The sequence below is a fragment of the Kitasatospora sp. NPDC005751 genome, assembly GCF_040630835.1.
GTDB lineage: Bacteria > Actinomycetota > Actinomycetes > Streptomycetales > Streptomycetaceae > Kitasatospora.
In genome coordinates this window covers 99,589-112,981 of sequence record NZ_JBEXYC010000003.1, presented here as the reverse complement: position 1 = coordinate 112,981, position 13,393 = coordinate 99,589, and the positions used below count along the sequence as shown (strand labels likewise).

At 69.8% G+C, this 13,393-nt stretch carries 11 protein-coding genes and 1 tRNA gene; 1 reads left to right on the top strand and 11 read right to left on the bottom strand.

Features of this window, described 5'->3' with window-relative positions; translation table 11 throughout:
- Positions 1-78: 78 nt before the first annotated feature.
- The 11 genes from rpoB to ABZ497_RS04830 all read right to left on the bottom strand — a co-directional run bounded on the left by rpoB (position 79) and on the right by ABZ497_RS04830 (position 11,846).
- A complete protein-coding gene (gene rpoB, locus ABZ497_RS04880) occupies positions 79-3,555 on the bottom strand; it encodes a DNA-directed RNA polymerase subunit beta (protein ID WP_329488165.1) in 3,477 nt (1,158 codons plus the stop codon).
- Between the two features lie 836 nt (positions 3,556-4,391).
- A complete protein-coding gene (rplL, locus tag ABZ497_RS04875; protein ID WP_329488166.1) occupies positions 4,392-4,772 on the bottom strand; it encodes a 50S ribosomal protein L7/L12 in 381 nt (126 codons plus the stop codon).
- Between the two features lie 90 nt (positions 4,773-4,862).
- Positions 4,863-5,426, bottom strand: coding sequence for a 50S ribosomal protein L10 (rplJ, locus tag ABZ497_RS04870; protein WP_359803449.1), 564 nt, complete (start codon positions 5,424-5,426; stop codon positions 4,863-4,865).
- Between the two features lie 339 nt (positions 5,427-5,765).
- A complete protein-coding gene (locus ABZ497_RS04865) occupies positions 5,766-6,626 on the bottom strand; it encodes a hypothetical protein (RefSeq protein WP_359803447.1) in 861 nt (286 codons plus the stop codon).
- Between the two features lie 169 nt (positions 6,627-6,795).
- A complete protein-coding gene (locus ABZ497_RS04860; RefSeq protein WP_359803445.1) occupies positions 6,796-7,620 on the bottom strand; it encodes a hypothetical protein in 825 nt (274 codons plus the stop codon).
- 92 nt (positions 7,621-7,712) lie between these two features.
- The gene (locus ABZ497_RS04855; RefSeq protein WP_359803443.1) at positions 7,713-8,537 is read right to left on the bottom strand and encodes a hypothetical protein; all 825 of its coding nucleotides are present in this window, start codon (positions 8,535-8,537) and stop codon (positions 7,713-7,715) included.
- A gap of 171 nt (positions 8,538-8,708) precedes the next feature.
- Entirely contained in the window at positions 8,709-9,431 is a 723-nt protein-coding gene (rplA, locus tag ABZ497_RS04850; protein WP_359803441.1) for a 50S ribosomal protein L1, read from the bottom strand.
- A gap of 76 nt (positions 9,432-9,507) precedes the next feature.
- Complete coding sequence (gene rplK, locus ABZ497_RS04845; protein ID WP_148644356.1) at positions 9,508-9,942, bottom strand: 50S ribosomal protein L11; 435 nt, start codon at positions 9,940-9,942, stop codon at positions 9,508-9,510.
- Positions 9,943-10,122: 180 nt separating this feature from the next.
- The gene (gene nusG, locus ABZ497_RS04840; protein ID WP_352286398.1) at positions 10,123-10,992 is read right to left on the bottom strand and encodes a transcription termination/antitermination protein NusG; all 870 of its coding nucleotides are present in this window, start codon (positions 10,990-10,992) and stop codon (positions 10,123-10,125) included.
- A gap of 275 nt (positions 10,993-11,267) precedes the next feature.
- Positions 11,268-11,624 (bottom strand): preprotein translocase subunit SecE, encoded by a 357-nt coding sequence (secE, locus tag ABZ497_RS04835; RefSeq protein WP_329488174.1) that lies wholly within the window; start codon positions 11,622-11,624, stop codon positions 11,268-11,270.
- A gap of 149 nt (positions 11,625-11,773) precedes the next feature.
- Positions 11,774-11,846 (bottom strand) — tRNA-Trp (locus tag ABZ497_RS04830).
- A 274-nt stretch (positions 11,847-12,120) separates the two neighbouring features.
- Between ABZ497_RS04830 and ABZ497_RS04825 the strand changes: the two genes are divergently transcribed.
- A complete protein-coding gene (locus tag ABZ497_RS04825; RefSeq protein ID WP_352286320.1) occupies positions 12,121-13,368 on the top strand; it encodes a pyridoxal phosphate-dependent aminotransferase in 1,248 nt (415 codons plus the stop codon).
- Positions 13,369-13,393 lie beyond the last annotated feature (25 nt).

Genomic DNA, 13,393 nt, shown 5'->3' with positions numbered 1-13,393 from the left:
TCGAGAGTCGTTCATGTGGTCTGAGGGGGGCCTGGGGGCGGGCCGGCTCCCAGTGGTGAAGAGCCGGCCCTGCCTCCGTCAGACCTCTTCGACGCTGCTCGGCTCGCGCCGGGACAGGTCGATGCCGAGCTCCTCGGCGGCGCGGAACACGTCCTCGTCGGAGTCCCGCATCTCGATGGACTGGCCGTCCGAGGACAGCACCTCCACGTTGAGGCAGAGCGACTGCATTTCCTTGATGAGCACCTTGAAGGACTCGGGAATGCCGGGCTCGGGGATGTTCTCGCCCTTGACGATGGCCTCGTAGACCTTCACGCGGCCGAGAACGTCGTCGGACTTGATGGTGAGGAGTTCCTGCAGCGCGTAGGCGGCGCCGTACGCCTCAAGGGCCCACACCTCCATCTCACCGAAGCGCTGACCACCGAACTGCGCCTTACCACCCAGCGGCTGCTGGGTGATCATCGAGTACGGGCCGGTCGAACGGGCGTGCAGCTTGTCGTCGACCAGGTGGTGCAGCTTGAGGATGTACATGTAGCCGACCGAGACCGGCATCGGGAACGGCTCGCCGGAGCGGCCGTCGAACAGCCGGGCCTTACCGGTGGAGTTCACCAGGCGCTCACCGTCACGGGTGAGGGTGGTGTTGTCCAGCAGGCCGGTGATCTCGTCCTCGCGGGCACCGTCGAAGACCGGGGTGGCGAGGTTGGTGCCGCCCTGGACGGTGTCGGCGCCGATCGCCTGGAGGCGCTGGGCCCACTCGTCGGCGAGGCCGGAGACGTCCCAGCCCTGCTTGGCGAGCCACCCGAGGTGGATCTCCAGGACCTGTCCCGGGTTCATTCGGGACGGGACACCCAGCGGGTTGAGGATGATGTCGACCGGGGTGCCGTCCTCCAGGAACGGCATGTCCTCGACCGGCAGGATCTTCGAGATGACGCCCTTGTTGCCGTGACGGCCGGCGAGCTTGTCACCGTTGGTGATCTTGCGCTTCTGGGCCACGTAGACGCGGACCAGCTGGTTGACGCCCGGGGGCAGCTCGTCGCCCTCTTCGCGGTCGAAGACGCGGACGCCGATGACCTTGCCGGACTCACCGTGCGGCACCTTCAGCGAGGTGTCGCGGACCTCACGGGCCTTCTCACCGAAGATCGCGCGGAGCAGGCGCTCCTCCGGGGTCAGCTCGGTCTCACCCTTGGGCGTGACCTTGCCGACCAGGATGTCACCGGTGACGACGTCGGCGCCGATCCGGATGATGCCGCGCTCGTCGAGGTCGGCGAGGACCTCCTCGGAGACGTTCGGGATGTCCCGGGTGATCTCCTCGGGGCCGAGCTTGGTGTCACGGGCGTCGACCTCGTGCTCCTCGATGTGGATCGAGGAGAGGACGTCGTCCTGCACGAGGCGCTGCGACAGGATGATCGCGTCCTCGTAGTTGTGACCCTCCCACGACATGAACGCCACGAGCAGGTTCTTGCCGAGGGCCATCTCGCCCTCGTCGGTGCACGGGCCGTCGGCCAGCACCTGGTTGACCTCGACCCGGGCGCCCTCGTCCACGAGCACCTTCTGGTTGAAGGCGGTGCCCTGGTTGGAGCGGGTGAACTTGGCGGCGCGGTACGTGGTGTACGTGCCGTCGTCGTTGGCCACGGTGACGTAGTCGGCCGAGACCTCCTGGACGACACCGGCCTTCTCGGCGGTGATGACGTCCGCGGCGTCGACGGCGCAGCGGTACTCCATGCCGGTGCCCACCAGCGGAGCCTCGCTCTTCAGCAGCGGCACCGCCTGGCGCATCATGTTCGAGCCCATGAGCGCGCGGTTGGCGTCGTCGTGCTCGAGGAACGGGATCATGGCGGTCGCGACCGACACCATCTGGCGCGGCGAGACGTCCATGTAGTCGATCTCGGTGCCCGGGATGTAGTCGATCTCGCCGCCACGGCGGCGGACCAGGACACGCGGCTCGGCGAAGGTCAGCTCCGCCGTCAGCGGGGCGTTGGCCTGCGCGATGACGTAGCGGTCCTCCTCGTCGGCCGTGAGGTAGTCGACCTGCTCGGTGACGACACCCTCGATGACCTTGCGGTACGGGGTCTCGATGAAGCCGAACGCGTTGACCCGGCCGTACGAGGCCAGCGACCCGATCAGACCGATGTTCGGGCCTTCCGGGGTCTCGATCGGACACATGCGCCCGTAGTGCGAGGGGTGCACGTCACGGACCTCGAAGCCGGCGCGCTCACGGGAGAGACCACCGGGGCCGAGGGCGGACAGACGGCGCTTGTGGGTCAGGCCCGACAGCGGGTTCGTCTGGTCCATGAACTGCGACAGCTGGCTGGTGCCGAAGAACTCCTTGATGGAGGCGACGACCGGCCGGATGTTGATCAGGGTCTGCGGCGTGATCGCCTCGACGTCCTGGGTGGTCATGCGCTCGCGCACGACGCGCTCCATACGGGCGAGACCCGTACGGACCTGGTTCTGGATGAGCTCGCCGACGTTGCGCAGACGACGGTTGCCGAAGTGGTCGATGTCGTCGACCTCGACCACGATGTCGCGGCCCTCGGTGTCGCGCCACTCGGTCTCGCCCGCGTGCAGCTTCACCAGGTACTTGATCGCACCGATGATGTCGGGCTCGGTGAGCACGCCGGAGTCCAGCGACTCGGCGTTGCCCAGCTTGCGGTTGACCTTGTAACGGCCGACCTTGGCGAGGTCGTAGCGCTTCGGGTTGAAGTAGAGGTTCTCCAGAAGCGTCTGCGCGGCCTCGCGGGTGGGCGGCTCGCCCGGGCGCAGCTTGCGGTAGATGTCGAGCAGCGCGTCGTCCTGGCCCTGGGTGTGGTCCTTCTCCAGGGTGGCGCGCATCGACTCGTACTCGCCGAACTCCTCGAGAATCATCTCGTTGGTCCAGCCGAGCGCCTTGAGCAGCACGGTGACGGACTGCTTGCGCTTGCGGTCGATGCGGACGCCGACCATGTCGCGCTTGTCGATCTCCATCTCCAGCCAGGCACCACGCGAGGGGATGACCTTGCAGGAGTAGATGTCCTTGTCGGACACCTTGTCCAGGGTGGAGTCGAAGTACACACCCGGGGAGCGGACGAGCTGCGAGACGACGACACGCTCGGTGCCGTTGATCACGAACGTGCCCTTGTGGGTCATGAGCGGGAAGTCGCCCATGAAGACCGTCTGAGACTTGATCTCACCGGTCTCGTTGTTGGTGAACTCGGCCGTGACGAAGAGCGGGGCCGCGAACGTGAAGTCGCGGTCCTTGCACTCGTCAATGGAGTTCTTCGGCGGCTCGAAACGGTGGTCGCGGAAGGTCAGCGACATCGACCCACTGAAGTCCTCGATCGGCGAGATCTCTTCGAAGATCTCCTCCAGACCGGACTTGGTGGGGACGTCCTGACCACTCTCCAGGGCCGCCTCGACCCGGGCCTTCCAGGCCGCGTTGCCGAGCAGCCAGTCAAAGCTCTCGGTCTGCAGGGCCAGGAGGTTCGGGACCTCGAGGGGCTCCTTGATCTTCGCGAACGAAACGCGGAGCGGGGCGGTGGATGCGGCGGAATTGTTCGAGGCGTTGCGCGGCGCGGCCAAGAGGGGGGTCCTTCCGAGGGCTCGGAGCTCACTGCGCGCGTACCGGCCGGGCCTGGAAAGGCTTGGTCCCACCTCCCTCGCCACTGGCCTCTGCCGGGTCGTGAAACCCGAGGTCAGAGCCGTTTTGCGGAGGCGGTGCCAGACCCCTTCAGGGCAACGCAAACTCCGGGCGACGAGTCACGGAGCAGCTAACAGGCAGCGCAAAGGGACAGTGTAGCCAAACGGCACACTGCTGTCCAGCTCTGATTCGGAAACCGAATCGGAGACTCCTCCCGGTAGCCGGCGAACGCGAACGCCCGCCGGGTACTGCACTGGCCCGGACACCGCCGGGCCGCCTCGACTCACGTGGAGTCACTTCCCTCCGGAGCCGCTGGTTATGCATCCACCAGCGAACCAACCGGGGCGGACTCGCGCCACGAGAATCGCGCGCCGCGCCCGGTTCGTCAAGGGCCCGCCTCCGGCACGGACCTCGACCCGTCCATCGCCCTGGACCCGCCCGGCGTTACAGAAGCCGTGGTGAGGGCCACTCTCGATGACAGCGATCACCCTACCCGCCCGCACCGACGGTGCCGAGTGCGCTCTCGGCCACTCCGGTGCCGCCGGGTAGCGGGGGCCGCCGCGGGGCCGCCGCGGAGCCCCTCCGGCCCGTCGGCGGCCCGCTCCGGACGCTTCTGCCCGGCCCCCGGCGCCGGCGCCCGCTCCGGACCCTCCCGGGGCCCGGGAACGCGAAAAAGGCCGGGCCGACCACCCGCGAGGGTGATCGGCCCGGCCCGTGGCATCCTCCGCCCTCAGTGAGGGCGTGCGGCTGCCTCCCGGCCCTCAGGGCCGGGGAGGAGTCACTTGACGGTGACCTTGGCGCCAGCGGCCTCGAGGGCAGCCTTGGCCTTCTCGGCAACGTCCTTGGCAACCTTCTCCAGGACCTTGGCACCAGCGGTGTCAACGAGGTCCTTGGCCTCCTTCAGGCCGAGGGAGGTCAGGGTGCGCACCTCCTTGATGACCTGGATCTTCTTGTCGCCGGCACCGTCGAGGATGACGTCGAACTCGTCCTGCTCCTCAACAGCCTCGACCGGGGCAGCGCCACCGGCGGCGGCAACGGCGACCGGAGCGGCAGCGGTGACGTCGAACTTCTCCTCGAACGCCTTCACGAAGGCGGCGAGCTCGATGAGGGTGAGCTCCTCGAACTGCGCGAGCAGCTCGTCCTGGGTCAGCTTCGCCATGATTGGCGTCCTTCCACTAATTCGGCAGGTGGTGCCGTATGTACGGGTTGGCGGGCGTACGGGCCCGCAGCGAGGCGTGAGCCTGCGGAATTACTCCGCGGCCTCGTCCTCGGCGGCGGGAGCCGGCGTACCGGCACCGCCCTGCTCGACCTTGTCGCGCAGCGCGTCCACAGTGCGGACGAGCTTCGACGGCAGGGCCTGGAAGAGCGCGGCAGCCTGGGACTGCTTGCCCTTCAGCGCGCCGGCCAGCTTGGCGAGCAGCACCTCGCGGGACTCGAGGTCCGCGAGCTTCTTGATCTCATCGGCGGTCAGCGCCTTACCGTCAAGGACACCGCCCTTGATGATGAGAGCGGGGTTCTCCTTGGCGAAGTCACGCAGAGCCTTCGCCGACTCCACCGGGTCACCGGTGACGAAGGCGACAGCCGTCGGACCGGCGAACAGGTCGTCGAGCTCCGTGATCCCGGCCTCATTGGCCGCAATCTTGGTCAGCGTGTTCTTCACCACGGCGTACTGGGCGTTGTCACCCAGCGAGCGACGCAGGGTCTTAACCTGCTTCACCGTCAGACCGCGGTACTCGGTCAGCACGGCCGCGTTCGAGGCACGGAACTGCTCCGTGATCTCGGCGACGGCGGCAGCCTTGTCGGGCCTAGCCATAGGCTTACGCCTCCTTCCGTGATGTCGAAGTCAGGCCGACCGCGAAAGTCGACCATTCGAACCTCGGACCACCGGACGGAAGGAAAGCTCCTGCGGAAAAGCAGATGAGCCCCGGTGCGCAGGCGCACGGGGCTCAGTTCGACCTCGACGGGTCCACGTGCGAACACGCGGGTCCCGGAAGTCCAAGCTCCAAACAATCCTGCGCGGGCTGCCTGCGACGAATCGCAGATCCTTCGGTCCCCGCGCCCCTTGCGAGTGCACGGCGACAACCAGCGGTCTTTGGCTTCGGTAACACTAGCCGGACTCGGCCGTCCGGGGCAAATCGCCCACCCGGGGCCCTCAGCGGGCCAGCGGGGAGATGCTTCGGGTGCCCACGTCCACGGTGTCCGCCTCGGCCGGGGCCTGCACCGAGAGGGTGCCGGCGAAGTCGCTGTAGAGCACCGCGTCGTCCGCCCGGCCGCTCGCCCCGGTGCCCGTGCGCTGCAGCCGGACCAGCTGGTCCTTGTCGTTCAGCCACAGGTCCAGGGTCAGCGAGACCGAGCCGCCGGGGGCCAGCGCGGCCCGCAGGCCGTCCCGGCGGGCCTGGCCCAGCTGGACCTGGGCGGCCGCGTAGCGCTCGGCGTCGGTGGTGACCCGGAAGTGCTCGACCGCCGAGTCCTCGAACTTCTCCTCGCCGAGGTACTGCGCCTCGATCCCGTCGGCGGTCGCGGCGGCCAGCGCCTCGACCGGGTTCAGCAGGTCGATCAGCCCGGCGTAGGGGATCTCCCGGTGGCCGTCCGCGGTCGGCGCCACGGAGAACCGCTCCCAGTGCCGGCCGGCCTGCCGGGCCGCGGTGGCCGCGTCACCGCCCTGGTACGCGACGGTGTCCACGACGATCAGCTGCTCGGCCTCGGCCGAAGTGGAACGTCTGACCTGGAGCGCGGTCTTCGGCTGCCAGAACAGCGGGCCGGAGCCGGCGTCCGCCCCCAGCCGGTAGCTGACCTTGGCCCGGCGGGCGGTCTGCATGGTGAGCTGGGCGGAGAGCAGGACGCCGTGCGGCGACCGGTCGGTGGGCTTGGCCGGCCCGGTCGCGGCGACGGTGCTCGGCGACGGGGTGCCGGACGGCACCGGCGAGGCGCCCCCGCCGCTGCCGCACGCGGTGAGACCGCTCGCCAGGAGCACCGCGGCCGTGATGGCCGCCAGTCGCTGCCGCACCGCCATGCCCCCTCTCCTTCCGTCCGGTCACCACTGCGGCGGTCCCGCTGCGGGCCGCCCCGTCCCCGGCCGCCGTGGACCGGCCGTGCTGTTCCAGCCACCTTGCCACCAGGGACCGGACCGACCTGCGGCGACCCCCTCGGCCCGTCGGGCGGTGTCGCCGGGCCCGGTGGGGTCAGCTGCGGAAGACCTTGGCGAAGTCGGCCCCCTTGCCGACGTCGCCCGCGGCCGGTGCCTCGATCTTGGGCGCGGCGCCGAGGCCCGAGTAGGTGACGGTGACGGCCGAGGACTCGCCGCCCTTGTCGCCGTACTCCCGGAGCTGGACGAGCTCCTGCTTGTCGTTGATCCAGAAGTCCACGGTCAGTGTGCTGCCGCCGGTGTCGAGCGTCTGGCGGACGGCCGCGCGCTGGTCGCCGCCGAGCGCGCTCAGGCTGTCGGCCAGCTTGGCGACCTCCTCGACGGCGCGGTAGTGGGTGGTCTGGACCCCGCCGACCGCCTCCGCGCCGACCTTGGTGAGCTTGCCGCCCTGGGCCGCCGCCGACAACTGGAGGACCGGGTTCGTCAGTTGCGCGACGGTCAGGAACATCACCGACATCGAGCCGACGATCGGGTCCTTCGGCTCGATCCTGGCCCAGTGCTTCCCGCCCAGCACGGCCGTGGTCTGCAGGCCGCCGCCGAGGTAGACCTCGTCACCGATGATCCTCGCCCTGGTGCCCGACTCGGTCTTGGCCGCGACGTCGACGACGGTCCGCTGCTGCCATTCGGCGGTACCGGCCATCGGGCCGGCCTCCGCGGTCAGCGCGAGCGAGCCGTTGCCGGCCCGCTGCATCACCACGGCCGAGGCGGCCAGCGCCGCCCGCGGGTCGAGTCCCGCCGCGGCGCCGGCCACGGCGTCACCGGCCGCCTTGGTGCCGGTCGTACCGTCGCTGCCGCAGGCCGCCAGCCCGGCGGCCAGGACGGTCGCCGCGACCGTGACGCACGCATGGCGCAGAACGCGCATAAGGAGCCCCCCAAAGACCTGATCATCAGAAAATACCCAGCGGACTCTAATGGATCACCGGGCGCCTTCCCCACCGCGTGCGGTGGCGCCGCCTAGCCCGCGGGGGCCGGGCTCTCGGTGCCCGTCCCGAGCTCGGAGACGTCCGTCGTGGTGACCACGGTTCCGGCGCTGCCCACGGCGGTGGCGCGCAGCCGCAGCAGGCGGTCGCCGGGCGCGATCCAGACGTCGTACCCGATGGCGGTCACGCCGCGCTCCCGGTAGTAGCGGAGGACCACCGCGAGCCGCTCGGGGGTGAGGCCCTGGTCCGCGGCGAAGTACTCGGCCACCGGCGCGCTCCCCTGGTAGTGCGCCACGGTGGTGCCGGCGAGCTCCTCCCCGCCGAGCGAGGCGAGCCGGCCGGCCAGTGCCATGGTGTGCGCCGAGTCGCCCGGGTTGGATATCAGCCCGGTCATCCAGCCGCCCGCGTAGCCGCCCGCGCCCGGGACGGCTCGCGGGTCGAGCGACTCGGCCTCGGCCCGCTCGGCCCGCAGCGGCGCCGCCCCCTCGTACCCGAGGTCGACCGTGCCGTCCTGGCTGCGCAGCCGGCCGGTGCCCCGCTCGTCGGTGACGGTCAGCTCGGCCGCGTCCCGGGGGCCCCAGACCACGGTGCCGGCGGCGGTGCGCCGCCCGGCCGGGCCCTCCTCGACCGTCCGCACCCGCGCGCCGCCGGTGTCGTCCAGTGTCTGGGTGGCCGAGAGCAGCACCTGCTTGGGCGGGCGGACCGTCGCGGGCGTGCCCAGCGGCGTGCGGTCCCCCGAGACCGCCAGCAGGCTGCACGCCGTCAGGCCGCTGGCGAGCACCAGGAGGGCCGCCCCCCAGGCGGCGGGGCGAAGGGCGGGCAGCACGGCACACTCCGGCGGTCGGCTTCGGTCGGGCATCGATCAGATGATCGGACCGGCCGAGCGTACGACGAGCCGCCCGGGAGTTCCCCACCGCCGGGATCTCGATCCGGACACGACGACGGGCCCGCACCCCCGGTGAGGGGGTACGGGCCCGTCGTGCGGACTACTGCTGCGCCCAGGACGCGGCTACCGGTCGGAGCTCAGGGCTCAGACGGAGGCCGGGTCCTCCTCGACCAGGAGGTTGCGGGTGCGGTTCGGGTCCACCAGGATGCCGGGGCCGATCGTGGTGCTGATCGCGGTCTTCTTGATGTAGCGACCCTTGGCGGCGGACGGCTTGGCGCGGAGCACCTCGTCCAGCGCGGCGGCGTAGTTCTCGACCAGCTGCTCGTCGGTGAAGGAGGCCTTACCGATGATGAAGTGCAGGTTCGAGTGCTTGTCGACGCGGAACTCGATCTTGCCGCCCTTGATCTCGTTCACGGCCTTGGCCACGTCCGGGGTCACGGTGCCGGTCTTCGGGTTCGGCATCAGGCCACGGGGACCGAGCACGCGGCCCAGGCGGCCGACCTTGCCCATGAGGTCCGGGGTGGCGACGACGGCGTCGAAGTCGAGGCGGCCCTTGGCGACCTCGTCGATGAGCTCGTCGGAACCGACGATGTCGGCGCCCGCAGCACGCGCGGCCTCGGCACGCTCGCCGGTCGCGAAGACCAGGACCCGAGCGGTCTTACCGGTGCCGTGCGGGAGGATCACGGTGCTGCGGACCATCTGGTCGGCCTTGCGCGGGTCGACGCCCAGACGCATGGCGACCTCGACGGTGCCGTCGAACTTGCTGGTGCTGGTCGCCTTGGCGAGGCGGATGGCCTCGAGGGGGGCGTAAAGGCGCTCGCGGTCGACCTGTGCGTCCGCGGCCTTCAGAGCCTTGCTGCGCTTCACTGCTGCTCCTGAATGGGGAATGGAGTCGTGGTATGGACGGGCCGCGCAGGCCCTACCACAAGGACGAGAAGGGTGATCAGCCCTCGACCGTGATGCCCATCGACCGGGCGGTGCCGGCGATGATCTTGGACGCGGCGTCCAGGTCGTTGGCGTTCAGGTCGGGGAGCTTGACCGTGGCGATCTCGCGGACCTGGGCGGCCGTGAGCTTGGCGACCTTGGTCTTGTGCGGCTCGGCCGAGCCCTTGTCCACGCCCGCGGCCTTCAGGATGAGGCGCGCGGCCGGCGGCGTCTTCGTGATGAAGGTGAAGGAACGATCGTCGTAGACCGTGATCTCCACCGGCACGATCATGCCGCGCTGCGACTCGGTCGCGGCGTTGTAGGCCTTGCAGAACTCCATGATGTTGACGCCGTGCTGACCCAGCGCGGGGCCGACCGGCGGCGCCGGGTTGGCCGCACCGGCGTTGATCTGGAGCTTGATAAGCCCCGTGACCTTCTTCTTCTTGGGAGGCATTTCTCTCCGGGTCCTTCCGAGAGGTGATTGCTGGTGCGTGCGGAACCGGGGCGACACCCAGCCGCCAGCACACACATCGGACCAGGCTAACGCGGATGCGCCGCTGGACCAAAACGACTTCGGGGCGGAGCCGAAGCCCCGCCCCGAAGCCGAGGACTCGTCCGAGTCCCCGCGGCCGTACTAGTTCTTCTGGATCTGGTCGAAGGAGAGCTCGACCGGGGTCTCCCGGCCGAAGATCTCGACCAGGCCCTTGACCTTCTTCGAGTCCGGGTTGATCTCGTTGATCGTCGCCTGGAGGGTGGCGAAGGGGCCGTCGGTGACGGTGACCGAGTCGCCGACCTCGAAGTCCAGGACCTGGATCTCGCTGGGCTTGACCGGCGACGGCTTGCCGGCGTCCTTGGCCGCCTGGCGCTCGACGTCGGGGGCGAGCATCTTGACGACCTCGTCCAGCGTCAGCGGGTACGGGTCGTAGGCGTTGCCGACGAAGCCGGTGACACCGGGGGTGTTGCGCACGACGCCCCAGGACTCCGGGGTGAGGTCCATGCGCACCAGCACGTAGCCGGGGAGCTTGTTCTGGCGGATGGTCTTGCGGTCGCCGTTCTTGATCTGGACGACCTCCTCCTGCGGCACCTCGGCCTGGAAGATGTACTCCTCGACGTTGAGGGAGACCGCGCGCTGCTCCAGGTTCTGCTTCACCCGGTTCTCGTAGCCGGCGTAGGTGTGGATCACGTACCACTCGCCGGGCATGAAGCGCAGGTCCTCGCGGAACTTGGCGACCGGGTCGACCTCGACGGCCTCCTCGGCGGCTTCCTCCTCGGCCTCCGCCTCGGCGCCGGCCTCGTCCGCTGCCTCGTCCTCGTCCTGGTCCTCGGCGGCCTCGGTGTCCTCGGCGTCGAGCTCCTCGGCGGACTCCGCGTGCAGCGCGGCCTCCTCGGCGGGCTCGCCGGCCTCGGCCTCGTCGTCCGCCGCGACCTCGTCCTCGTCGCTGTCCGCGGCGTCCACGATCTGCTCGGCGGCCTCGGCTTCGTCAGCCAGCTCGGCCGCGTCCAGCTCGGCGGCGACATCCGCCTCGCGGACGGTCTCGTCGGCGTCGTACAGGGGGGACTCAGACACGGTGGCTGCTTCTTTCCTGGAGATGGTGAAGGTGGCGCGCTCCGGGACCTTTCCGGCGCCGCTCTGCTTCACACGGGCGCCAGGAGATGACTCGGAGACTTCAACAGTACCGAGTCAACGGTAGCGGCCTCGTACGTCCGGCGCCGACAGCTCGACCCGGGCCGAAGAATCGGCCCGGGTCGGGAAGCTGTTTCGAAGGTGGGACCGCTCGGTCAGCCGAAGACCCAGAGGCTGAGCTTCGAGAAGCCGTAGTCGAGGCCGGCGACGAACGCCATCACGACCACGACGAACACGACCACCACGGTGGTGTAGTTGACCAGCTCGTTGCGGGAGGGCCAGACGACCTTGCGCAGCTCCGCGATGATCTGGCGGTAGAACAGCGCGAGCCGGGCGAAGGCGCCCTTCTTGGCACGCTTGCCGGACTTCTTGTCCGCGCGGCCTGCCCGCTTGCGGTCGCGGCGCGACTGCCCCTCGTCCCCGCCCTCGGCAGGCGTGGTCTCGTCAGCGCCGTCGGCACCCTCGGGGTTGCCGCTCTCAGGCGTTGCGGTGGAGCCCGTGGTCTCCGTCACTCGTCCTCACCTGAATCCGGGTCCTGCCGAGCATCACCTGCGTGCCCGAGAGGGCACGAGCGGCCGGCTAAAGCGGTGCTGTTCGGAGCCCTCTCCGCATCAAGCCCGCTCGCTCTGTGGAGCGAACGGGCTGAATACGGATCAAGCAGCAGGGCAAGAGGGACTTGAACCCCCAACCGCCGGTTTTGGAGACCGGTGCTCTACCAATTGAGCTATTGCCCTACGGTGCCTCTCGGCCCCTGTAGCGACCACCAACCTACCGCATCTCCCGCCGCTGCATGCACAGGCGGTGGAAGCGTGGCTTCTCGGTGGCCGTCGAGGAGTGAGTGTACGTGGTCGAGAGGCGTTTGGTCGAACCTCTTCTTTCACGTCCGACCACCGAACCGGCCGCCTGACGACCACGGACCGGCCCCGCTCCGGGCCACCATCCGGACGAGCCCGTACATATGGTGAAACCCCCATGCCCGGTCCGTCCCGGTTCTGCGACCATGCAGGCATGAGCGCTTCCACCCCGCAGCCCGACAGTTCCGTCCGCCCCGCCGACCGCCGGGTCTCCGCCCGGATCGGCGCGATCGCCGAGTCCGCGACCCTCGCCGTGGACGCCAAGGCCAAGGCCCTCAAGGCGGCCGGCCGGCCGGTCATCGGCTTCGGCGCCGGCGAGCCGGACTTCCCCACCCCGGACTACATCGTCGAAGCCGCCGTCGAGGCCTGCCGCGACCCGAAGAACCACCGCTACACCCCGGCCGGCGGCCTGCCGGAGCTGAAGGCCGCGATCGCCGCCAAGACGCTGCGCGACTCCGGCTACCAGGTGGACGCCTCCCAGGTGCTGGTGACCAACGGCGGCAAGCAGGCGATCTACGAGGCCTTCGCCGCGATCCTCGACCCGGGCGACGAGGTCATCGTCCCTGCCCCGTACTGGACCACCTACCCGGAGTCGGTGCAGCTGGCCGGCGGTGTGCCGGTGGAGGTCGTGGCCGACGAGACCACCGGCTACAAGGTCTCGGTCGAGCAGCTGGAGGCCGCCCGCACCGAGAACACCAAGGTGGTGCTCTTCGTCTCGCCGTCCAACCCGACCGGCGCGGTCTACACCGAGGCCGAGGCCCGGGCCATCGGCGAGTGGGCCCTGGAGCACGGCCTCTGGGTGCTGACCGACGAGATCTACGAGCACCTGGTCTACGGCGACGCGAAGTTCACCTCGCTGCCGGCCCTGCTGCCCGAGCTCGCGGACAAGACCATCGTGGTCAACGGCGTGGCCAAGACCTACGCCATGACCGGCTGGCGGGTGGGCTGGCTGATCGCCCCCAAGGACGTCGTCAAGGCCGCGACCAACCTGCAGTCGCACGCCACCTCGAACGTCTCCAACGTCGCGCAGCGCGCCGCGCTCGCCGCCGTCAGCGGTGACCTCGCCGCCGTGCACGAGATGCGCACCGCCTTCGACCGGCGCCGCAGGACCATCGTGAAGATGCTGAACGAGATCGAGGGCGTCCTCTGCCCCGAGCCCGAGGGCGCGTTCTACGTCTACCCGTCGGTCAAGGGCCTGCTGGGCAAGGAGATCCGCGGCACCCGTCCGCAGAGCTCCGCCGAGCTGGCCGCGCTGATCCTGGACGAGGTCGAGGTCGCGGTCGTCCCCGGCGAGGCCTTCGGCACCCCGGGCTACCTGCGGCTCTCCTACGCGCTCGGCGACGCCGACCTGGTCGAGGGCGTCGGCCGGATGCAGAAGCTGCTCGCCGAGGCCACCGCCTGACGGTCCCGACCGTCCCGCTCCACCG